Source organism: Vibrio owensii CAIM 1854 = LMG 25443 (assembly GCF_000817815.1).
In the GTDB taxonomy this organism is placed as follows: Bacteria; Pseudomonadota; Gammaproteobacteria; order Enterobacterales; family Vibrionaceae; genus Vibrio; species Vibrio owensii.
In genome coordinates, this window is sequence record NZ_JPRD01000023.1 from 1 (window position 1) to 24,172 (window position 24,172).

Sequence of the window (24,172 nt, forward strand, 5' to 3'; positions counted from 1 at the left end):
CAGTCCGCAAGCCATCAATGCGCTGGATTCTTACGTAATTACGTTGGAAATCCAAAGTAGCAATGGTCGCGAGTGGAATTTGACTGCCATCGGACAAGATAATTGGGAAGTTTGCCAATTGCTGCAAGTCACCAGCTTGTGCTTTATCGAGGCGAACTTCGATGGAAATGTTTTCTACACCAACTTGGATTTCGTCTGCGGTTTGGCCAAAGAAAGCCGCACGCAATTGATTGGCGATGAGTTGGCCGTTAATCCCGTAAGCTTCCGCTCCCGGACGCAGTTTAACCAAGACTTCTTCTTTACCCATGCGCATGTCATCCAATACGCCATGGACACCGTCAAACTCATTCAAGTATTGCTGAATGTCGATAGAGGCCGCTTTGAGCGCATCCAGATCATCATGTTTCGCTCGAATCTCAATCGCTCGTCCACCCGGCCCCATGGTCGGTTGTTTAAATACCAACGAGATAGGATCGGCAAGTTCACCGATGTCTTCGCGCCATGCATCGATAAATTCATCGATGAGTGTGTTACGACTCTCTGCGCCCAGCAAATCCAGACGTACCGTGGCAATGTGAGGGCCAGATTCATTCGCGTCGGCGTTAGCATTGAATTGACTGGTGATGTGCAGAACCAATGGATTGCCGTCTTCCACTTTTTCTGTCCATTCTTTATCTAGCTTTTGAGCGGAAGCGACGATCTTATCGACGACGGCTTCAGTTTGAGACAGAGAAGAACCCGGAGGGAGAATAATGCGCGCTTCTGCAATGTCGCCATCCAGTTCAGGGAAGGGTTGGAACTTGAGTAAACCACCTACTAACGTGGCTGCGGAGATAAGAAGCAAGGCGACCACGCCACCCATAAAGGCATAGCGATACTCGACCACTTTATCCACTGCGTTGACCAAGGTGGTGTTGCGGAAGTTTTCAAAAGAAGCCAGCAGCTTTTGTTTGAACTTCGGTGTCTTTCGCTCTTGTTTTTGTTTATGCAGTGAATGAGAAAGGTGGTTAGGTAGGATCAAGAAGGCTTCCACCAAACTTAAACTCAGTACGAGGATCAGAACTTGAGGAACTGCTTTAAGTACAGCACCCATTTCACCTTGCAGGAATAACAAGCTACCGAAAATACACACCGTAGTTAAAAAGGAAGAGATAACCCCCGGCAGTACCTTTTTCACGCCTTTAATTACGGCATCATCGATCTCTTCTCCTCGGTCGAGGTGAGCGGCAATCGATTCAGCAATAACGATGGCGTCATCCATCATGATACCGATGGCCATGAGTAACCCAACCAAAGACATGATGTTGATGGACAGGCCAAGTTGAGCCATCAAAAATAACCCACCTAAGAAGGCAACGGGTAAACCAGCCGCGACCCAAAAGGAATAGCGAAAACTAAAGAACAACCACATGGTGGCGAAGACCAGAATGATACCTTGCCAACCGTTTTTGACCATCATGGTCAGGCGATCCCAAAGCACGGATGAAAGGTCATTGGTCATTTGTAGCATCACACCGTCTGGCGCGATGGCTTGTTGTTCTTCGACAAATTGAGCAACACGTTCTTTAATGCGCAGTGCATCGTCTTCTTTGTTTTTGCTGACTTTTAGTAGCGCAGAAGGGTGACCATCAAAGAGGACTTTCTGTTCGTCCAATTCAAATCGGTCGGTAATCGTCGCAATGTCTCTTAGACGGATGATTGATCCATTTGGACCAGAGCCCACGACAATAGTCTCAAGCTCTTCTGGCGTTACGCGTCGTTCGTCAAAGCGGATCAGAAAGTTCTTATCTGGCGTTTCGACATTACCACTTGGCAACTTGACGTTTTGACGACCAATCTGCTCAGCAATATCACCAACACTTAAGCCAAGTTGTCGGATAGCTTGAGTATCTAACTCTACTCGGTATTGGTGGTCAGAGAAGCCCGCAACTTCAACCAAAGACACATCGTAATCGAGCTTTAACGTGCGCTTAAGTTGTTCTGCGTAAGCTTTTAACTCTGGCCATGTGGTGTCTGCGGTGATCGCGACATCCACAACTGGCTCATTCCAATCTAGCTCTTGTACAACGGGAGATTCAATTTCTTGTGGGAAGTCATTAATCGAGTTGATCTGAGTTTGAACGTCGACCAGCATGCGCCCGATGTCGGCTTCTTCATTCAGTTTTAAGATAAGACGCGCAGAGCCTTCAATCGCTTCACATTGCGTTTCTTCAATGTTAGCAAGACCATCAACAGCATCTTCCATTCGGACACAGATACTCTCTTCGACTTCTTGCGGGGAAGCGCCAGGGTAAACCACACCAGCTAGGATGTAGGGCGGATCAAACTCAGGAAAGGTTTCCCGCTTAATCGTGGAAAGTGAAGAAATCCCCAATATCAGCAGCGTTAGCATCAGCAAGTTGGCTGCTGTTGGGTGCTTGGCGAAGAATCGGATCATGAATCAGACTCCTCAATAGCCGTTTCTGACGGTTCAGGTGACTCTTTCAATAGCATGCCGTTAATCGCAGGCAGCAAATCGTTGATGATCAGTTTCTGACCTTGCTCCAATTCGCCATCGATCACCACTTGGTTATTTCGGCGATATAACACTTCAACCGTCACGACTTGCAGACGATTGTCATCGCCCATCAGGTAAATCTTATCGCCATGAAGCGCACGCTCTGGGATGACCCAACTCGGGTTCTCTTGCCCCTCAATCAAGGCTCGCACAAACATGCCGTTCACCAATGGAGGCGCAGAGGTTGGGTTTAATGCACGGTAGTCTTGTTCAATTTCCAGAATCACACCGGCCGTCGCTTGGCTTGGATCAACCGTTTCACTGATGCGTGCCACTTTCGCTGGCCAGCTTGCAGAGAGGTTACCGCTGCTGAGTTCAATGTTGGCATGAATCGCATTCATATCAGGTTGTGGAATACCAGATTCATCACGAACAAACTCACCGATGCTCGCAGCCAAAGTTTGCATGTCATGAATGGACAGTTGAGCTTCAACCTCCATAACATCAATACCATGCCCGGTCACCATGGTCTGTTGTAGATTAACCACTTGGTTTTGCTCAATCTCGACTTCTGCAATGCGCAAATCGTAAGGAAGGGTGATGATGGTTTTATCAAGCGAACGTTTCGCTTCGTCCACCTTTGATGCATTGACCTTAACTAGGGCTTCCGCGACACGTTTTTCATCCGGCATCAAACCGATTTGGTTTTCGATATCCAACACCAACTTACGTTGAGAGAGTGCGCTTTGCTCTTGCTGATCTACATCCGATTGTGAGGTTAAGCCTTTCTTACGCAGGTTTTGTTTACGGTCTAACTCTTTGTTGGCGATAACCAGACGGTTGGCTTCTATCTTGAGGGTGCTTTTGAGATTCGCTTCTTCTTGGTTCAGCTTAGCCAGAGAGGTTTGGGCAGATTTGAGATCGGCTTGAGCTTGAACCAGTTTCAACTCGTAATCGAGTGGGTCGATGCGCAAGATTTCCGTTCCTGCTTGCAGCACTTGTCCTTTTTCCAGTTGCGGATGACGGTAAACCACCTTACCGGTCACTTCGGCTATCGCTTTCCACTCAACTTTCGGAGCGATTTTGCCAAAGCCAATAGCAACAGGCGCGATAGCTTTCAGCTCAAGAGGAATTGTCTCGACCAACCTTGCTCGATCACCGGCTGGTTTGACGGGCAAATCTGGCTTGAGGCTAATCGCCAAAAATAGAATGACGACCCCAACAGCAAGGGCAGGAAAGAACAGCAGCTTTTTATTCATTTTCATATTGGTCGCCCGAGTCTAAAAATCCATGTTTCATCAGTTGTATGTTGTGTTCGAATAATCGGTTCAAGAAGGCTTCAGAGAGCTCGATACCATGAAGGGCGAGCAACGAGGGAGGTGCCATAAAAGGAAACACCATTAAGCTGATGTAAGAGACGCGACAAAGTTGAGGGTCGGCGTCTTTTCGCAAAACGCCGCTGTCGATCAACTTATCAAAGATCACGCCTTGCATTGGCTTGCTGATATCAGCGATAACTTTTTCGAGCAGCTTGCGTTGGGTCTCTGAAGGAGGCATATGCATGACTTGGGCAATCAAACGCGGGAACTGTGGCGCTTTGATCATCTCGCGGTAGTAGGTACGCATTAAGTCGAGGAAGTTTTTCTCGTTACTGTCGGACATCAATGCTTGCATCTGCTTTTGCATCGGCGACAGCGTTTCGCGCAACATGGTCTCAAACAAGCCCTCTTTGTTGCCAAAGTAGTAGCGAATCATCGCCACGTTCACACCTGCTTTCTGCGCGACTAGGCGAGTAGACACCTTGTCGTAAGCCATAATGGTGAAGAGTTCACGCGCATGGAAAATCAGCTTCTCCCGTGCGTCGATTTTATCTGTAGGTCTTCCCGCCCTTCGATGAGCTTCCGTCACAATCGTCTCTCAAGATATTAAACATTTGATTAATTATAAGACGCTGATTTCTTATGCGACATGCGAAAAATTAATCAGTATTTAATCAAGTGATTAATTTGTGAAGGAGAGGCACAAAAAGGAGCAGTAAGGCCTGATCTTTTGTATCTCGTGAAGGGGTAAGTGCTGTTGAGTTGATTTACCCCCAACTCAACACAGTCCAATTCGGTCTATCGGCTTGTTCTTTTAGGCGAGGGCATGGATTGACCAGATAGGCGTAATCCGCGTATTCACACAGTGGCAAGTCGTTGATCGAATCCGTATAGAAATGGATGTCTGAATAGGTTTCTGGTTTTGCCTCTAGCCACTGTTTTAGGCGTGTAACCTTGCCTTCGCGATAACTCGGGATGCCTTCTATTTCCGCGGTGTAGCAGTTGCCTTGCTCGACTAAATCAATGCCGAGAGCATTAGGAATACCGATACGTCGACCAACCGCTTCAACCAAAAAAGTGACGCTGGCCGAGATGATGACCATATCAATCACATCACGAGACAGTTGTTCAATCAGTGTTTTGGCTTGAGGGAATTGTTTAGCCAGAATATGGTTTTCAACGCACTCTTCCACTAAGGCGTCTACCTGTTCAATAGGCATGTTTTCTAGCGGCTTTATGGAGAACGTTAGGTAATCTTCCATGTCTAGTTTGCCTTCTGCGTACAAGCCCATTAGACGCTTATCTTCCTCAATAAAGTTAGGCGCAGTGGCGATGCCTTTCTCAACCATAAATTCGTTCCAAATCATTGCGCAGTCAGCGTTGATTAAGGTTTCATCCAGATCAAAAACATACAAAGGCTTGGACATAGTTGGCTTCTCACAGTTTGGATTGAGGTTGTCGGTCAGTATAGAGCGAGGTTTACGAGTGTGGGACGTATGCTAACGACAAACTGTGACGGTTTCGTTGCACTTTTTCTGACCATGACAAAACTTAATGACTAAGTCGTGGGATGAAGCATTTCTGACTTGGTGATAGAAGGCTACAATACAGGGGTACTTTAGAAACTGCGTACTATAGATATATGGCGTCTTTCGAACCTGATCTCAATATTGTGTACTGAATACAGTCTTGTCTTTGAGTGATAATAGCGCCACTCGCGCAAAGCGAACGTTAAGAAAAATACAAAAAGAATCCCCGATATGAACCAGTATGTAAATGATCCATCCAATTATCAGTTGTTAATTAAAAACTTGCTGTTTTCCCCAGTTGCTTTCAACCCCGAGCAAGAAATCGTCTACGCGAACCACCGTCGTCACAGCTACAAAACGTTTCATGACCGAGTGAGACAGTTTGCAAACGCGCTGACCAAAATGGGTGTGAAGAAAGGTGATACGGTAGCGGTAATGGATTATGACTCACACCGTTATCTTGAATGCTACTTTGCTATCCCGATGATTGGTGCAAAGCTGCACATGATCAACGTGCGCTTGTCTCCAGAGCAGATCCTTTACACCATCGACCATGCGGAAGATGACATTATCCTGATCAATGAAGAGTTTCTGCCAATTCTGGATCAGATCAAAGGTCGTATTGATACGGTGACGCGTTACGTGGTTTTACGCGATAACGATGAATGTGAATACGAGCGCCTTCTGGAGCAAGAAAGCACCGAATACAACTTCCCTGATTTCGATGAAAACACCATTGCGACCACTTTCTACACCACGGGTACGACCGGATTCCCTAAAGGGGTGTTCTTTACTCACCGCCAACTGGTTCTGCACACCATGGGCATATTGAGCACCATCGGCACCAATGCGTCGCAAGGCCGATTGCATCAAGGTGATATCTACATGCCGATTACGCCAATGTTCCACGTCCACGCATGGGGGCTTCCTTACATGGCGACCATGCTTGGCGTGAAACAAGTCTACCCGGGCAAATATGTCCCAGATGTTCTGCTTAACTTGATTGAACAAGAGAAGGTAACCTTCTCACACTGTGTGCCAACCATCCTGCATCTGCTATTGAGCTCACCAAAATCCAAGTCAATTGACTTCTCTGGTTGGAAAGTTGTGATTGGTGGTGCAGCGCTACCGAAAGCATTGTGTAAATCAGCCCTTGAGCGCGATATTGATGTGTTTGCGGGTTACGGCATGAGCGAGACAGGACCTATTTTGTCTATTGTTCAACTGACTCCAGAGCAGCTTGAACTCGACCTAGATCAGCAAGCGGAATACCGCTCTAAGACTGGTAAGAAAGTCGCGCTGGTAGAAGCTCATATTGTCGATGATGAGATGAACAGGCTTCCACACGATGGAGAGAGTGCGGGTGAGATTGTAGTGCGTGCGCCGTGGTTAACGCCAAGCTACTACAAAGACAACAAGAACTCTAAAGCCTTGTGGCGTGGTGGTTATCTACACACTGGCGATGTCGCGCATATCGACAATGAAGGCTTTATCAAGATCACTGACCGCGTAAAAGACATGATTAAGATTTCTGGTGAGTGGGTAAGTTCTTTGGAGCTGGAAGACATTCTGCACCAGCATCAGGCCGTGTCGGAAGTCGCAGTCATTGGCATGCCACACAACAAATGGGGCGAGGTGCCGCTAGCGTTGGTGACGTTAAAAGACGATGCAGAGATGACTGAGAAAGAGCTGTTAGGTTTTGCGAAAGACTTTATCAGCAAAGGCATTCTTGCCAGAGAAGCGTTATTACTCAAAGTGAAGCTGGTGGACGAGATCGCCAAGACCAGCGTCGGTAAAGTGGATAAGAAAGAGCTGCGTAAACTTCACCTGTAAGCAGTGAAGCTTTTCGAATCCAACCCATAAAAACGGCCCCGATACAGATTATGTGTCGGGGCTGTTTTTTCTAAGCAAGCGATTCAAATTTCGCTATTTTTTCTGCGTAAAAGTGACTGAGAGCCATTGCATAACTAGGCTATTTTTTTGTGATTCTATTCTCATATCCTTGATGGTACGAGCGCGCAGCGATTGTGGTGGTTAAAGTTTAGTGTTAGTAATAACGACGAAATAGACTAGAAATTAACCAATGCTAATTCATGATTAAGCTTGGTTTTGGGGAAAACACAATTCATGTGTTTTCTTTATTGACTGCTTGAAGAGGATGTAAGATGCGTATGCCTTTAATGATGCGACACAAGCAGTGCTCAAGCTCTATTGCTTGGTACACGCGTGATCCGCAACGTGCCTATCTTTCTAAAATCTACCTTTCTTAATGCAATCCGACTTTAACAGCAGAGTCCGTTTTAACTGATCGTTGAGCTATGTAATACGGTCGTTGAAGCGCTGACTAAGCGAGCCCTTCGCTGAGTTTGCTGTTCAAAAGTTATCTCTCTTTAGAACAATTAATTGCTATTAAATTAGTGCGCACATTTGTACTTTTCGTTTATGGAAGAGGCGTGTGCGGCTATCTGGAAGTAAGGTATTTTTGATGGAAAACTTTAAACATTTGCCAGAACCGTTTCGTATTCGTGTCGTTGAACCCGTAAAAAGAACAACGAGAGCGTATCGTGAACAAGCCATTTTAGAGTCAGGAATGAATCCATTTCTGCTTGAAAGCGACGATGTGTTTATTGATTTGCTCACAGACAGTGGTACTGGGTCGATCACTCAAGATATGCAGGCCGCCATGTTTAGAGGCGATGAAGCATACAGCGGCAGCCGTAGTTATCATGCGCTGGCGAATGCAGTGAAAGACATTTTTGGCTACGAGTTGACGATTCCTACTCACCAAGGCCGTGGTGCAGAACAGATTTACATTCCGGTCTTGATCGCCAAACGTGAAAAAGAGAAAGGGCTCGACCGAACCAAAATGGTCGCATTGTCGAATCACTTCTTTGACACCACTCAGGGGCATACGCAAATCAATTGCTGTGTGGCTAAAAATGTCTATACGGAAGAAGCGTTTGATACGTCAGTCAATGCTGATTTCAAAGGCAATTTTGATATCGATAAGCTTGAGCAAGCGATTCTTGATGCCGACCCGAAAAACGTTCCTTATATCGTCAGTACAATTACGTGCAACTCTGCCGGTGGCCAACCTGTTTCTATCGCGAACTTAAAAGCGGTGTATGCCATTGGTCAGAAATACGATATTCCTGTCATCATGGACTCAGCTCGATATGCAGAAAATGCTTACTTTATTCAGCAACGTGAGCCGGGCTACCAAGATTGGTCGATTGAAGAGATCACATTCGAGAGCTACAAATATGCCGATGCATTAGCCATGTCTGCAAAGAAAGACGCAATGGTTCAGATGGGCGGGTTGTTGTGTTTCAAGGATGACAGCTTTATCGATGTTTACAACGAATGCCGAACTCTGTGTGTGGTGCAAGAAGGCTTTCCTACTTACGGCGGTTTAGAGGGAGGAGCGATGGAGCGCCTTGCGGTTGGCCTTTACGACGGGATGCGACAGGAATGGTTGGAGTACCGTATCGCTCAGATTCAATACTTGGTCTCAGGGTTAGAGGCGATAGGTATTGTCTGCCAGCAAGCCGGTGGTCATGCGGCGTTTGTTGATGCAGGGAAACTTCTACCGCATATTCCGGGTGATCAATTTCCTGCTCATGCTCTGGCGTGTGAGTTGTATAAAGTTGCCGGTATTCGAGCGCCGGAGATTGGCTCACTGTTGCTCGGACGAGACCCTGAAACAGGCAAGCAGTTGCCTTGTCCTGCGGAGTTTTTACGTCTGACTTTGCCAAGGGCGACTTACACTCAAACGCACATGGATTACGTTATCGAAGCATTCCAAAAAGTGAAAGAGAATGTACATAATGTCAAAGGTTTGGAGTTCACTTACGAACCGCCAGTCCTGCGTCACTTTACTGCTCGACTCAAAGAGATCGGGTCGTAACTTACCTTGGGTAATGAAGCGGTTATTACAATGGCTCAATAAAAAACAAGCGCCTTAAATCGGCGCTTGTTTTATGTTTGTCGTAAGGCTTATTTGATTAAACCAAACCTTGCTCTTTTGCCATGTGGCTGGCGATGCTTGGTGCTTTCCAAATGCTTGGTAGCAAAATGAAAGACACGGGCACGGCCGTAATCACGATGAAAGATTGCAAAGCAGAGATGCCGCCAGAGCCCATCGAGATAAGCGCGATAGCCACCACACCCATCATTAAGCCCCAGAACGAACGGATCACAGCGTTTGGCTCTGCTGAACCTGTCATTACCACACTGATGGTGTAAGTCATTGAGTCACCTGTGGTCACGATAAACGTCGTAGTCAGGATCAAGAACAATACCGAAATCACCATTGGGAATGGCAGTTCAGAGGTAATCGCAAGCAGAACCGCTGGTAGGTTAAAGCCTTCAAATGCGGATGAAATCAAACCTGGGTTTTCTAGCTCGAATGCCAAGCCACTGCCGCCAACAATACTGAACCAGAAGCAGGTAATCAGAGGTGCAGCGATGCTGATAGAAAGGATCAACTGACGAATGGTACGGCCGCGTGAGATACGCGCGATGAAGATTGCCATCATCGGGCCATAACCAATAAACCAGCCCCAGAAGAATACTGTCCACCAACTTAGCCATTCTGTGTCGCCACGGTAAAGCGCCATCGGGAAGAAGTTGTCCACCATGCGGCCAATGCCTTGCACGTAACCATCGACAATAAAGCTGGTTGGGCCGAAGAACAGGATGTAACCAATTAGAGCCACAGACAAAATGATGTTGTAACGGCTCACAAGTTGGATGCCCTTGCTCACGCCGCTTAGCGCTGACAAGGTGTACATTAGAATTGCAGCCACAATCACCATGCTTTGAGTGATGAAAGTGTCTGGCAAACCGAATAGCGAGTTCAACGCGTAACTGATCTGCAGACCTAAGAAGCCAATTGGACCAATAGTACCAGCGGCTACGGCGATAATGCTGCAGGCGTCAGCCACGTCACCAATCCAACCGTTGATCGCTTTGTCGCCAAAGACAGGGTAAAGCAGAGTACGCGGTTTTAGTGGTAAGCCTTTGTCGTAATGAAGGTGCATCAACACCACAGAAGAAAGACAACCTAAGATTGCCCAAGCAAGGAAGCCCCAGTGCATGAAAGACTGAGAAAGTGCATTGATTGCAGATGCTTTTGGTGATGCTTCACCGTACAGAGGCGGCGCAGAAACAAAGTGCGCGATAGGCTCAGCTGCGGCCCAGAAAACACCGCCACCCGCGAGTAGGGTACAAAGTACGATCGACAACCATTTGAAGGTATCGATATCTGGTCTCGCTAAACCACCCAAGCGCACGTAACCCGTACGACCTAGCGCGATAGCCAAACCAATAAGGAAATTTAGTAGGAGTAATACTTGCCAGAAGGCACCGAAGTATTGAGTCGCAAACCCGAAGCCTGCGTTAACCATTGCGGTCAGAGAGTCTGTATTCGTCAGAGCAAGCAATACAAACACGGTGAGGAAGCTACCACTTAGCCAGAATACTGGGTTGGTGAGTTCAAGACGCTTAAGAAGGGAAGGAGGATGAATCGCAGAATAGTCTGCCTCCTGAATAGGAGCATGAGAGGCGGCGTTCGTCATATTTGACATAATTACTTCGCTTTTTAGGGCTCGGAAGCCGTGCATTTCCCTCACACAAATGGCTCGAAAAGTGTGAGGATGATCAAAAAGCCGCTGATACTAGCACGTTGAGATGCTCAATATAACCGTGAAACCGGATTAAATGTCGTTTTCCTAGCCAAATTACTGATTTCTGGTTAGAGAATTTTTACGTGAAGTGCGCCGCATTTCATACGGAAATGACATTCCCCTTATTCTTGTAGGGTCACCGCAAGATTACATTGAGCCAACCTGTTCTAATAAAAATTAAAGGTCTTACCCTATGGCTCATTTTGAACTTAACGGAACGTGGCAACTTACCTCGCCACAGCGTCCAGATATCGATATTCCTATGACTTTGCCCGGTGACAATGTATCCGCATTGTTACAAGCGGAGCTCATCCCGAATCCCTATTTTGCTGATAACGAAGCGAAAGTTCGTTGGATTGAAACTTGTGATTGGCACATTTCACGCGAGTTTGATGTCGATGATTCTGTGCTTTCTGCCAAACAAGTGTGGATGACGCTCACCCGTGTAGACACCTTAGCGACCTTTTATATCAATGGTGAGCAAGCACTAACTAGCAGCAACATGTTTGCCCAGCAACGTATTGATATCAAACCTTACTTAAAACAAGGCACTAACACGATTCGAGTTGAGTTTGCCCGAGTGGATTTAGAAGGGCTAGAACGTGCGCAGAAATTGCCTTTCCCGATTCCTTCGGCGATGGGGAACAACCAGATCCCGCACATGAACTTGATTCGCAAAACCCAATGTCACTCGGGGTGGGACTGGGGCATTTGTTTGATGGTGTCTGGCATCTATGACCCGATTCAAATTGATGTCATAAACGATGTGTGGCTCAAAGGATTCTCGACAGAGCAACAATGGCAAACGGATGGTAGTGTACAGGTTGATGTATTAGTTGAAGTCGAAACCGATACTCAACCTCATGAAATTTCAATTGAATTCGATGGTCAGCGCCAATCGCTTCAAACCGAAGGAAGTAGTTACTATCACTGCCAGTTCCATATTGCCAAGCCAAAACGCTGGTGGCCTGCGGGTTATGGCAAAGCACATCTTTATCCAATTACGGTCACTTGTGGTAAGCAAGCACTGTCACGCACGATTGGTTTGCGAGATCTGAGCCTAAACAACCAAGCTGATGAGCATGGCTCGGCGATGGAGTTTGTTGTTAACGGCGTGCCAATCAATGCTAAGGGCGCAAACTGGATTCCGGTGGACGCCATGCCAGGGCGTGAGTGTGAAAGCCGCTATCGTGCACTTCTGCAAAGCGCGGTCGATGCCAATATGAACATGATTCGTGTCTGGGGTGGCGGCCAATATGAAAGCGAAACGTTCTACAACCTGTGTGATGAATTAGGTCTATTGGTTTGGCAAGACATGATGTTCGCTTGCTCGCTGTATCCATCTGATGATGATTTCTTGAAAGATGTGGAACAAGAGTTGCGATTCCAAATCCCACGTTTGAAAGAGCACCCATCGATTGCACTGTGGTGTGGTGATAACGAAGTGATTGGGGCGATTGGTTGGTACGACGAATCCAAGCACAACAAAGTCAAATACACGGTGAACTATGATCGTCTGAATCGAATGATAGAGCAGGTGATTGGTCAGCAAGATGAGTCACGTCGTTTTTGGCCAAGCTCTCCTTGTAACGGTGAGTTGGATTTTGGCGATGCATGGCATGATGACAGCAAAGGCGACATGCATTTCTGGGACGTTTGGCACTCAGGCAAATCGTTTAATGCTTATCTAAACATCAACCCGCGTTTTTGTTCCGAGTTTGGTTTCCAATCTTGGCCTTCGTTTGCCGAAGCAAAACAGTTCGTTCCAGAGCAAGACTGGAACGTCACCTCACCAACGTTTGAGCAGCACCAAAAGAACCCTCGCGGTAACAGCATCATCACGGAGATGTTTACTCGCTATTTCCGTTTCCCTTCCGGCTTCGAGCAAATGTTGTACCTCAGCCAAGTGCAGCAGGCGATGGCAATCAAAACCGCTTGTGACCATTGGCGTGCTATCTCTCCGATATGTCGTGGCATGTTGTATTGGCAGCTCAATGACAACTGGCCAGTGAGTTCTTGGTCTAGTCTGGAGTACAGTGGCCGTTGGAAGCAATTGCATTACCACGCGAAACGCTTCTTTGCGCCGCAGTATTTGGTGTTCTCAGAACACACGGGCAAGCTGACCCTACATTTGCTCAACGATGCCAAAGAATCAGTTGATGTGAGTGCGCAACTACATTGGGTGAACTGGCAAGGTGAAGTGAAGCAAACTTGGTCGCTAGAGCACACGGTTTCTAGCGACAGCAATACCGTCGTTTGGCAGTTGGATGAGGCGTTTGATTCGTCCGAATTGAAATCGGGTTTCTTCTACGTAGAAGGGCAAGTAGGGCAAGAGAGAATCACCAACACTTGGTTTAGTACTCACGAACTAAAATCATTGCCAATGGAAAGCGCCAAGATTGACGTAACGATTGAAGCTAACAAAGTCACACTCGTCGCAGATAAACCAGCGTTCTTTGTTCATTTGGAATGTGATACCACAGGACGCTTTGATGATTCGAGCATCACGCTACTGGCGAACCAACCTGTCACGGTTGAATTCTTGGGTGAAGATTTAGCAACGATGGCAGAATCGCTACGCGTCTATCATTTGATGCAATAAGAGAGCTCAAGCGAGTCTAAGCATAGCAAGCGCATAAAAGGGGGCCTCCGTGCTCCCTTTGTTTTTGAACGGGGCTAGAACAAGTTACGTTTCGCCCAAGCGACCGCTTGCATTCGGTTCTTCACTTCCAATTTGCGGAAAATGCTATACAGGTGCGATTTCACCGTGTGCTCACTGACAAACAACGAGTCTGCAATATCAAGGTTGGAGCCGCCTTGGCACAGGGCGGTCAGTACTTGCATTTCTCGACGCGTGAGTTCAATTTCGAGTTTCGTATCCAGCTCAGTAACCGTGTGGTTAAGATTTACTAGATAGCCAAGCAGTCGATTGAGAATGTCTCGAGAGAGCCAGTTCTCCCCACTCAGAATACCTTTCAACCCTCTGATTACCTTGTCGAAATCATCTTCAAAATAGAACAAGCCTTTGAGGTTTGACCAAGTGAGCAGGCTCTCCACGCCCAAGTTGGGTTCAGCGTTCACCAACACCGTCGCATCAACATGTTCCAATTCACTGAGCGTCATTTTGACCTCAGAGAGATCGGGCAGGGAACTGTCGACGATCGCCATATAGTGCTCATCTCTATAGTGAGGTAATTCTACTTCAGCCCCTTTTGCCAATAGCACTGGCTGTCCGAGTTGCTGCTCAATGGCCGATTGTAAGCCTCGACCTTGTATATTATTGAAGGTAAACAATAAGATGGTATTGTTGGTTGCGTTGTTATTTATCATTAGTGGGCCTCCTGTCGAGACTGCATAAATTCATTTCCTACTTGATGGAAGCGATAGAGCACCAGATCTAAGAGTCCATCAAAGCAATGCTTCACCATGGGGTTCTCGAATATGTGTGTCGCGGGGGCTTTAAAAAACGTGACCCGCCGGTGGTGGTAGAAATCCCGTATGAAAATGTCGAATAGAAGTTGTTTAATTACGGGCTCATGAACCGGAAAATGGATGATGGCATTGCCCATAACTTGGATGATGTCAGTCACCAAGAATTTCAAAATTGAGCGCCCTAAATGCCATAAGCTGAGAATCCGAAATTCAGACCTCAGCTCTTGGTAAATCAAATGTCCAACTAGCATGCCCTTGCAATAGTAGAGGCGAGCCTTGCTGGGGGATTCGCCAAACTGGTTGAGCGTGTCCTCTACACCTCCGGGGGTAATTAACTGCTTGTGGACAGCGTCAATTTGTTCGAACTCTGAATCGCTGATTTGGCTGAGAGAACAACTTTTCACATCGGTAACCTGATACTCGTAAACAATGTCTTTAAAGCTCAAATAGATGTTTTTACTTTGCGAGGCTTTTATCCGTTTATACTCGCTGGAAGTGTATTCATACTGCTCACCGATATAGTGAGAGAAGGCGAGTCGCTTTAATAAACTCGGTGTGACTTTTCCGCTTTCCCACTGACTTAACGTGGGTTGATTTAAGCTTTCGAAAGCGCTGTAACTCCTTGCTAAGTCGTCCGCCAATTGACCTTGAGTTAATCCCCTCTCCTTTCGAATTGCAGCGACCGCATGCGAAAATTCTAACTTGCTAACCATATATCTACGTCCTGAACTCATTATATTTTTTGATTGCTTCGAAGCGGCTCGGACTGAGCCAAAACTCTATGTTCTTGATTTTTTAGTGAGGTACATCATTTGGTCTGCGTGCTGGATTAAGGAGTCACTACAGCTCCCTTCATAAGGGAAGCGCGCGACACCGACACTCAGACCGATGTGAACGTTTTGAAAATGGATAAAAATAGGTGCACTACATGCTTGGTGCAGCAAAGACTGAAACTGTTCTAAATCCTTTGTATGTTCTAGCTCGGGTAGACAAAGAATAAACTCATCGCCACCAATTCTTGTTGCGAACTGGCCATCACTTAGTAGATGCAAAATGCGTTGGGCGGTAATGCGTAAAACTTTGTCTCCGGCATCATGCCCGAATTCGTCATTCACGGCTTTAAAGCCATCCAAGTCGATATAAAACAGAGTAAATGGTTGAGCACGCTGAATCTGTCGTTCTATCAGCTGGTTGCCTTTAAAGCGGGAATAACACCCTGTTAGCTCGTCAATCTCGAGCAGTCTTTCTAGTTTTTCAACTTGTTCATATTGGGTTTGCCATGCGCTGTGCCAATAGCTCTCGATAGAGCGCAACCCTTTGTAAATAAATAGGTTGAACAAGTACAGAAACGTACTCCGAATGGAGAACTCACTTAAACCCTGTAGTTTAAACAGGTCGTTGCCTGCGGTTATCAAATCAATGTTAAAGCAAACTGCCATTGATAGGGTGTATGTGATTAATGACCAAAAAACACCGAACTCAATTAAGGCTAAAAGAAGGTTTATTGTGACTAATGACGAAAAGAGGAAGTGGCCGCCTAAGAAGTAGTACAGGTAAAAAGTGAGGGTGTAGCCGAGGATCAGAGCAATGACGACAGAGCGATGTCTTTGCTCAAATGCGAACGTTCGCCCCACCCAAAGGTAGGTAAAACAAGCAACCGCGGATAACACGTAAGGAAGGTATACAACATAATTAACCCCTCTGATTGCACAAGCGAATAGGGTAATTAGAATCCCCAAACTTGTAGAGCGCATGTAGTAGCGCGTAAAGATTTTGGTGAACTGCGTTCTGTCCATAGTTATGTCTCAAAGGAACAGCAAATAATGGGCAGTCAGAGATAGGGTTCAGTATGGATTGAGTGTGGATAGAGAACGTGAGAAACAAAGAATTTGCACCGCATGAATTTGGAAATGCGAGGCGCATATGCTTTTTCGGGCGTTTTTCTCGTCTGCAAGCGACACTGCATTTCATAAAGATGCTCGATACCTACTGCCGTTTTTATAAACTATTCTATGAGGCGAGGTTGCATAAAACTATACGGTTTTCGGGAAAATGCCCCGATCTCAATATGTCCGCATAAAAAGTGGGTTAACAGCAAATTTATCGAGGAAAAACTAATACTTAAGTGCTATGGAGTGTGAGTGAAATCAGTCTTAAGTTTGAGATGTCTACTTGAGTTTTTGATGGATGCGGTAACCGGTTGCATAACCAAGATAAAACAGCGCTGCGAGCGTGACGAACGCAGAAATGTAGGCAATAAAGTGATTCAAACCTAATCCAAAAGACAAGGTGAATGCAATGCCATTCACGGCTTCCATTGGGATCTTGTACCAAGACGCATGCACGGTCGATCCAAATAGAATAAGTGTGCCAATTAAAAAGAGTGTGCCAATGGAAAGGCCAACCCATCTACTGCTGTTCATGTTCATCTCAAGAGTTACTGACTTCGTAACAAAATATTTCAAGAGAAACATTATACAACTGAGTGAGGGGGGAAGTGGTAGCAATATTTGCATGAATATGACAAGAGGCCACCGAAGTGACCTCTTTTTAACCAGATGGCGTCTTAATTATCCAATCCAATTAATGAAGTACGGAATGATGAGAGCATTGGCTAAATCGATGAAGAATGCACAAACCAAAGGCACGATAATAAACGCCTGATGCGAGTTACCGTATTTTTGAGCAACTGCAGACATGTTGGCCATGGCGGTTGGGGTGGAACCCAAAGATATGCCGCCAAACCCAGAGCACACCACAGCAGCGTCGTAGTTTTTCCCCATCAATGGAAAGACGACAAATATCGCGATACAAATTGCCACCAGGAACTGCGCGCTAAGAATGATAAAAATAGGTCCAGCCAAATCGACCAAAGCCCATAGCTGCATGCTCATCAGTGACATGGCTAAGAACGCGCCCAACGCCATATCCGCGATCAACGCAACCGCTGGTTTTCTTGCTGGCCAGCGAGTACCGGTAAGGCGAGGGTAAGAGGCAGGAATAAGATTAGAAATCAAGATACCGGCAAACAAACAGGTCACAAACAACGGTAATTCCAGCCCCAAACTGCTTACGCCTTCATTTAAAATCGCGCCCAAAATGATACAAACATGGATAGCTAACATCGCATCTAAGAAGTCATAAGCATTGATGGACGGTTGCGGTTCATCCTGCGCCGTACCCACGTCCATTTCTTCCACTTTAGCTGGCTTTAGGTTGTGTTTGTTGATCAGGTATTTTGCAATCGGTCCGCCCATCAAGCTTGCTAAGATCAAGCCAAACGTTGCACTTGCGATGCCGATTTCCATGGCTGTATCAAGATCGAATATTTCAGCGATGCGAGGTGACCACGCAATCGCAGTGCCGTGTCCGCCGATCAGAGACACCGTGCCGCTCAACAAGCCAACCGCCTCTGGCTGATCTAACATGGTCGCGATTCCAATGCCGGTTAGGTTTTGAATCAACATATAACCGATGGTGACCGAAAGCAGGATCAATAATGGCTTACCGCCTTTGAACAGATCTTGAAGGCTGGCGTTGATGCCGATAGTGGTGAAGAAATACACCAACAACAAGTCTCGGGTAGCAAGATCAAATTGGACATCGATTTGAGTGACGTAATGGATAACGGCGAACAACACCGATACCAAGATGCCGCCGGAAACCGGTTCAGGAATACTGAATTCCTTTAAGAAACTGCTGGCTTGGGTTAGGCGCCTGCCTAAAAACAACACGATGATCCCGAGGGTCACCGCGAGAAAAGATTCGACCTGTAATACACCGTCGACAAAGTTCATAACCACTCCTGCTTTGGTAAAACATGATGAGAGAATTAATCGGTACGTTTATCTCTAAACATACTGACATGTTTGTATGACATCCAATTGCATACCAACGAATTTGAACCAAGTCGGATTGTGCTGAGAATCGTATTTTCGTAACCGATAGAAAAGAGGAGTAATACAAGGTCACATGTACCTATGCATGACTCCTCTTGCTTCGACTAAGGGCTCGTTAGTTAAATAGCCAGTAGCTTTCTGGATTGTCTGGACATTGATAAGGACCACATTCGGCAAAAGTCCCAATAACATTGAGTGCCACAACAGAAATCGCTAACAAACATGTGATGCGACCTAGATTGCTCATTTCGTAGGGTTCTGGAGACTCCTCTTTACTTGTGAGCATCAGAATAACGGCGACCGCGAAAATGGTGGCAACAAACAACACAAACGCCCAAGTGTAATAGTGCATCCCGAAGATTGGGCTACCGTATCCAGGCGTACCTGGAATCACGTGCAAAGAGACTTGTCTCAGTGACGTAGCGACGCCATAGAGTGCGCCGATAAGGACCACACCATAATGTCGCGACTGCGGCCCATACACCACGTTCAACAAGAAACCGAACATGATCATGATGAAGCCAATGCGCTGCAATAAACACAAAGGGCAAGGCAACTCATTCAGTACAAATTGCAGAACAAAGCCAATCAGTAGAACGGCTGTCATGCCCAGTAAACCAAGGGTATTGAGTAAAGCCAGATAGTTTCGATTCATGTGCAATCCCCTTTACAACAAGATGGAAAGAGGGTCGGTGGCGTGATGATTGAACCAATACAGTCCAATGATCACCGAGGAAGCAAAGAAAGCATAGCCCACCGCTTTCTTACCTAAAAATGCACTGAGCATCGCGATCAATAACAGCAAAAAGATTAATGTCATCATGAGGGAGTTCCTTCCTTACTCTCTGATTTCAATCCTTTTAACTATAGGAAACGCGAGCTAATGCGCGACTTTATACCCAAATAACTTCGAGATGCTTGGTTCAGCGAGAATGACTTGGTTTGCAGACGCGGCGTCGATTTAAAGGTTTAGTGGGCCTAAATCAAGAATCGGCAACAAAGTATGCAAGCCAAGGCAACTCGCCCTTCGGGAGCGTGTCATTGAGTCGCTTTCTTAATTAAACCAATGGCTGCGTCAAACAACTTGGAAAGAGCTGGCTATTACACTGCGTTGCTTTCCTTGCTCTCGAATCAATGACAACGCTCTGAATCCTGCATCTTGAAGTCACTTGGGTATATCTACAATAAAAAAGAGGAGGGGTTAGATTCGAGGTCCCAGATGAAGCTAACCCACTCCCCAAAATCGTTACTCAACTCATTCGGTTTAACTTTGTGGAGATTGCTCTAATGCCCAATCACCACCCAGTGATTTGTAGAGTGCGACAGTGACCTGAGCTGTTTGCAATTTGGCAGCGATTTGTCGATCTTGCATCATGCGTTGCTGGCGCTGAGCATCCAGTACCGACAAGTGGTCAATCAAACCAGCACGGTAGAGGGATTTGGCTTTCCCCACGGCTTTATCTGTCGCAACCAGAGCATCATCAATACGGCGCTGATTCTCTTGGCTTCTGCCATAAGCAAATAGTGTGGAATCCACTTCAGCAAAAGCCGAATCTACGGCGTGTTGGTAAGTCAGAGTTGCTGCGTCAAAACGAGCTTGGTTGATGTCCTCTAAAGCATCGCCACGACCACCATCAAAGACATTCCAACTGATGCCTGCCGCGCCAACCCAGCCGAAAGAATCACTGCTAAACAGATCATCAAAGCTGGAAGCAGACACGCCCGGAGCGCCGGTTAAGAAAAACTTCGGATATTGATTGGCAATACTTGCCGCAAGTTCTTCATTGATCGCTGCCATTTCTCGCTCCGCTAGGCGGATATCAGGGCGACGCTGCATTAAGTCGGAAGGTAATCCGATTGGCACGACATTTTGCATTGCTGGTACACCTTGAGTCTCTGCAAGTCTCACTTCGACTTTCGACAAAGGCTCACCAAGCAGTACTGCGATACGATGTTTGTGTACTTGCTGCGCGATTTCCAACTGAGGAATGATTGACTCCATCGCTGCAAGCGTCGCTTTGGCTTGCGCTAAATCGAGATCCGAACCGTAACCGCTACGGACCACTTTCTCGACCAAGTCCATGGTTTTCCTTTGGTCTTCAAGGTTTGATTTAGCTAAGTCGAGACGCTCGCTTGCCCCTTGATACTGCAAGTAGTTATGAATTAAATCTGCAGTAAGCAAAGTCGTCAGCCCGCTTTGATAAATCTCTGCTTGCTCAACTCGTATTTGGGCGGCATTGGATTGGCGATCAATGCGACCAAACAAATCCAATTCCCAAGCGATACTTGCTCCGGCAAAAACACCATCATGCTGGTTGTCCAACAAGGTTGTCTTGCCAATTTGTGGTGGCAGGCCTGCGGCGGAATCACCAATTGGGTTCAGGGCAGGGCCAAGCAGTGAGTCGTTCTTACTCAGCTGATAATTGACGTATCCGGCACCAACATTGATGGTCGGCACTTTGAATGACTCAACAACGCTCTTATAGCTGTCTGCCATTTTGATGCGCTCTGCCGCGACCTTAAGCGGGATGTTTTGGCTTTGCATATCAAGCACCAAATCGTTCAACGTTGGGTCGTTAAACTCTGTCCACCAAAACGCTTCTCTCTCAGCATTGCGGCTGACGCCATTTTGAGCGGCATACAAATAAGTCTCGGCCATGCTGGTGGTTGGCGTTTGATAGTCTGGTCCAACGGCGCAACCGGATAGACTCATTGCCAACACCAGTGGCGCGATAACGAACTTTCTCATGATTACGCCTCCTTCAATTCAGCGTCAGTTTGCGTTGTTGGTGATTTTTCTTTGTATGCCAAGCGATACAGTGCCGGCATGATGAACAGTGACAACACGGTCGCTGCTGCCAGACCGCCGATGATGGTAGCTGCCATTTGGTCGAACAGGAGATCCGATAGCAGCGGGATCATGCCGAGTGCGGTTGTTAGTGCACCCATCGAAATCGCCATGGTGCGGTTAACGGTGGCTTCTTTGATGGCATCTGACAATGGGCGGCCGTTCGCACGTTCCAACTCAATTTGGTCCATCAACACAATGCCGTTTTTAATGATCATGCCTGTCAGGGTGATGGCACCAATCAACGCCATAAAGCCGAATGGTTTGTCAAAACCAAGCAGAGCAAAGGTGGCACCGGTAGCCGCCAAAGGCAGTGTGGCTAGAATGATGATCGGTTGCTTAAAGCCGTTAAACATTGCGACCAGAATGATCACCATGATCAGCATTGCTTTTGGTAGCTGTTTAAAGATGTCAGTAACCGCTTTGTGTTCATCGTAGTATTCGCCGCCCCATTCCAAGCTATAGCCGCCTGGCAGAGGAATCGCTTCGATTTGATCTTTCACCGCGTTGCGTACTCTTGCTGGTGTGGTTGAACGCTCAACACCTGCTTGTGCTGTGATGGTTTTGACGCGATTGCGACGCCAGATCATGCTTTCTTCTGGTACTAGCTCAAAGCCATCGACCACTTGGCCGAGAGGCACACTGTGCATGCCAAGCAGCGAACGTACTGGCAGAGTTTCTAGTGACGCCATGTTTTGAGACGTGCCACGCAGTTGAATTGGAATCAACTCGTCATTAAGGTTCATCTGACCTAATGGCATGCCATCAGAAGCGCGTTTCAGAGCAAAAGCGATGTCCGCACGGTTGATGCCAGCTTGGCGCATCTTGTCTTGGTTGATGATGGGTTTGAGCACCTTGCTTTCTTGACGCCAGTCATCACGAACGTATTTGGCATCCGGGTGAGTAGCAAAGATTGCTTTTGCTTGATCCGCCAGTTGGTGCAACACCGCTTCATCAGGGCCAGAGAAGCGAGCTTCTACTGCATACTTGTCTGAGGTCGCCAGTTTTAGTGCTCTAAAGCGAGGTTCTGCGTCTGGGAAAGTGTGCTGTAACCATTTGTCACCACGTTCAACAAGTTGGCTGATGCTTTCGTAATCCTTGGTGTTAATCAATATCTGCCCGTATGCAGGATCAAGCGGCTCTGGTTCTACGGTCACCGAGAAGCGTGGCGCACTTGCGCCCATGTAGCTAGAGATGCTTTCTACTTCTGGTTGCTTGAGTAGCCACTGCTCGACTTTGCGCATGTCTGCTGAGGTTTGCTCAATCTTGGCACCATTTGGTAGCCAGTAATCAAGGAACACGATAGGGCGATCCGATTGCGGGATAAAGTTTACCGCTACGTAAGGCACGGCCACGGCAGTCACCAAAAGCAGGGGAATCAATGCTGTCAGAGCTTTCATTGGGTTATCAACCGTCCAAAACACCAACTGCTTGTAACGGCTTGGCTTTGCGTCTTCATAGATAGGTGTTGGTTTGATGAACATCCAGCACATCAGTACGGTGAAGGTCATCGCGACCAACCAAGACAGAAGAAGCGAAGACGCGACGATGTAGAACACTGAGCCCGCAAATTCGGCTGAGTCGGTTTTGGAGAACAGAACTGGACTTGCACCCATGATGGCTATGACGGTCGCGCCAAGCAGAGGGACGGCGGTTTCCTTAACTGAATCAATAGCAGCACGTGTGCGCTCGATGCCTTTGCTCAGTTTTACGATCATCATGTCAGTGATCACGATGGCGTTGTCTACCAACATACCTAGAGCAAGGATGAAGGTACCTAACGAGACTCGATGCAAATCAATACCTGCAATGTTCATGTAGATCAGCGTGAGCAGGATAGTCAGCAATAAGCTTGAACCCACAATTGTCGCGCTCTTAAAGCCCATGAAGACGAACAGCACCACAAACACAATGCCGACACTTTCAAGGAGGTTACCGACGAAGTCATCAATCGCTTTTTGCACTTCTTCAGGTTGGTAAGCCACAGTAGAAATATCAACGCCAAGCGGTAGGGTTTGTTGGTAGTTTTGGATGATGTCGCGAATCGTGTCGCCGAGCGAGACCACATTGATACCTTCAACAGGGCTGACCGCTAGCGTCACCGCAGGCTCACCATTAAATCGACTTTCTGTTAGTGCTGGTGTTTGGTAGCCCATGGATACATCGGCGATGTCACCTAAGCGAATCAAGCCTGTACCTAGCTCACTCACGCCACCTTTGATGACCAAATTGCGAATATCATCTAATGATTGAAATTCACTTGTTTGAATGATGCGAATGCGCTCGGTGCCAGCATCGAACTTGCCTGCTTCAAAGGTCATGTTCTGTGTGCTGAGTTGGCTCCACACCTGCGCGACAGACAAGCCATATTGAGCCAGACGTTCGTCAGGCATATCAATGTAAACCACTCGTGGTTGCACGCCGTGTAGCTCAATCTTCTTGATGCCTTTTACGGCTTTGATTTGGCGTTGCAATTCTTCTGCATAGCGGCGTAATTCTTCAGGTGCGGCGTCTTGGCTATGGATAGAGAAAAGCATGCCATACACTTCAGAGAACTCATCCTGAACAATGCTGATTTGCGCTGTAGATGGCAGTTGCAGTTTTACGTCGTCGACTTTGCGGCGCAGTAAATCCCATTGCTGCGGAAGCGCTTTGGAATTGAGGCTCTCTTTCAAGTCGACAAATACCATCGACATCCCCGGACGAGACAATGAGCGCAGGCGATTCAACTCGGCCATTTCTTGAAGCTTAGTCTCAATGGTATCGGTGACTTGTTGTTCCACTTCTTCCGCCGAGGCGCCCGGATACAAGGTGACAACGACGGCGGTTTTAACCGTGAAGCTAGGGTCTTCCAACTTGCCTAAATCGAAGTAAGAATACAGCCCTGCCACCACACTTAAGGCGATAAAGAACAACACGAAAGTGCGCTGTCTTATCGCGAATTCAGCTAAATTGATCATG

General features: G+C 47.0%; 17 protein-coding genes. 3 read left to right on the forward strand and 14 right to left on the reverse strand.

Annotation, left to right across the window (positions count from 1 at the left end; genetic code table 11):
* The 4 genes from H735_RS13575 to H735_RS13590 all read right to left on the reverse strand — a co-directional run.
* A partial coding sequence (locus tag H735_RS13575) for an efflux RND transporter permease subunit (RefSeq protein WP_042980013.1) occupies positions 1-2,437 on the reverse strand: 2,437 nt, incomplete at its 3' end.
* A complete protein-coding gene (locus H735_RS13580; protein WP_020196081.1) occupies positions 2,434-3,762 on the reverse strand; it encodes an efflux RND transporter periplasmic adaptor subunit in 1,329 nt (442 codons plus the stop codon). The genes H735_RS13580 and H735_RS13575, both read right to left, overlap by 4 nt.
* Positions 3,749-4,405: a TetR/AcrR family transcriptional regulator gene (locus H735_RS13585; RefSeq protein WP_027726685.1), complete on the reverse strand. Its 657-nt coding sequence runs from the start codon at positions 4,403-4,405 to the stop codon at positions 3,749-3,751. The genes H735_RS13580 and H735_RS13585 overlap by 14 nt, the downstream gene beginning before the upstream one ends.
* Before the next feature lie 178 nt (positions 4,406-4,583).
* Positions 4,584-5,243, reverse strand: a complete 660-nt coding sequence (locus H735_RS13590; protein ID WP_020196080.1) for an HAD family hydrolase — start codon at positions 5,241-5,243, stop codon at positions 4,584-4,586.
* A 333-nt stretch (positions 5,244-5,576) separates the two neighbouring features.
* Here H735_RS13590 and H735_RS13595 point away from each other — a divergent pair, with 333 nt between their 5' ends.
* Both H735_RS13595 and tnaA read left to right on the forward strand, forming a co-directional pair.
* Entirely contained in the window at positions 5,577-7,178 is a 1,602-nt protein-coding gene (locus H735_RS13595; protein ID WP_005441447.1) for a long-chain fatty acid--CoA ligase, read from the forward strand.
* 652 nt (positions 7,179-7,830) lie between these two features.
* A complete protein-coding gene (tnaA, locus tag H735_RS13600; protein ID WP_020196079.1) occupies positions 7,831-9,252 on the forward strand; it encodes a tryptophanase in 1,422 nt (473 codons plus the stop codon).
* 97 nt (positions 9,253-9,349) lie between these two features.
* On the opposite strand, the gene H735_RS13605 is transcribed toward tnaA, so the two are convergent.
* Entirely contained in the window at positions 9,350-10,933 is a 1,584-nt protein-coding gene (locus H735_RS13605) for a BCCT family transporter (protein ID WP_009706347.1), read from the reverse strand.
* Between the two features lie 292 nt (positions 10,934-11,225).
* Between H735_RS13605 and H735_RS13610 the strand changes: the two genes are divergently transcribed.
* Entirely contained in the window at positions 11,226-13,634 is a 2,409-nt protein-coding gene (locus tag H735_RS13610; RefSeq protein ID WP_020196077.1) for a beta-mannosidase, read from the forward strand.
* Positions 13,635-13,708: 74 nt separating this feature from the next.
* Here H735_RS13610 and H735_RS13615 read toward each other — a convergent pair whose 3' ends face one another.
* From H735_RS13615 to H735_RS13655, 9 genes are all read right to left on the reverse strand, one after another.
* The gene (locus H735_RS13615; RefSeq protein WP_020196076.1) at positions 13,709-14,362 is read right to left on the reverse strand and encodes a LuxR C-terminal-related transcriptional regulator; all 654 of its coding nucleotides are present in this window, start codon (positions 14,360-14,362) and stop codon (positions 13,709-13,711) included.
* Positions 14,362-15,177: a helix-turn-helix domain-containing protein gene (locus tag H735_RS13620; protein WP_020196075.1), complete on the reverse strand. Its 816-nt coding sequence runs from the start codon at positions 15,175-15,177 to the stop codon at positions 14,362-14,364. The genes H735_RS13615 and H735_RS13620 overlap by 1 nt, the downstream gene beginning before the upstream one ends.
* 66 nt (positions 15,178-15,243) lie before the next feature.
* A complete protein-coding gene (locus H735_RS13625) occupies positions 15,244-16,260 on the reverse strand; it encodes a GGDEF domain-containing protein (protein WP_005441440.1) in 1,017 nt (338 codons plus the stop codon).
* 372 nt (positions 16,261-16,632) lie between these two features.
* Complete coding sequence (locus tag H735_RS13630; RefSeq protein WP_005441438.1) at positions 16,633-16,887, reverse strand: hypothetical protein; 255 nt, start codon at positions 16,885-16,887, stop codon at positions 16,633-16,635.
* Positions 16,888-17,034: 147 nt separating this feature from the next.
* Positions 17,035-18,261 (reverse strand): sodium/glutamate symporter, encoded by a 1,227-nt coding sequence (gltS, locus tag H735_RS13635; RefSeq protein WP_020196074.1) that lies wholly within the window; start codon positions 18,259-18,261, stop codon positions 17,035-17,037.
* Between the two features lie 217 nt (positions 18,262-18,478).
* On the reverse strand, positions 18,479-19,018 hold the full coding sequence (locus H735_RS13640) for a disulfide bond formation protein B (RefSeq protein ID WP_020196073.1): 540 nt from the start codon (positions 19,016-19,018) through the stop codon (positions 18,479-18,481).
* Between the two features lie 12 nt (positions 19,019-19,030).
* Positions 19,031-19,186, reverse strand: coding sequence for a DUF5993 family protein (locus tag H735_RS31400; RefSeq protein ID WP_005429588.1), 156 nt, complete (start codon positions 19,184-19,186; stop codon positions 19,031-19,033).
* 441 nt (positions 19,187-19,627) lie between these two features.
* Positions 19,628-21,112 carry an efflux transporter outer membrane subunit gene (locus H735_RS13650; RefSeq protein ID WP_020196072.1) on the reverse strand — a complete coding sequence of 495 codons (1,485 nt, stop codon included), beginning with the start codon at positions 21,110-21,112 and terminating at the stop codon, positions 19,628-19,630.
* Between the two features lie 2 nt (positions 21,113-21,114).
* A complete protein-coding gene (locus H735_RS13655) occupies positions 21,115-24,171 on the reverse strand; it encodes an efflux RND transporter permease subunit (protein WP_020196071.1) in 3,057 nt (1,018 codons plus the stop codon).
* Position 24,172 lies beyond the last annotated feature (1 nt).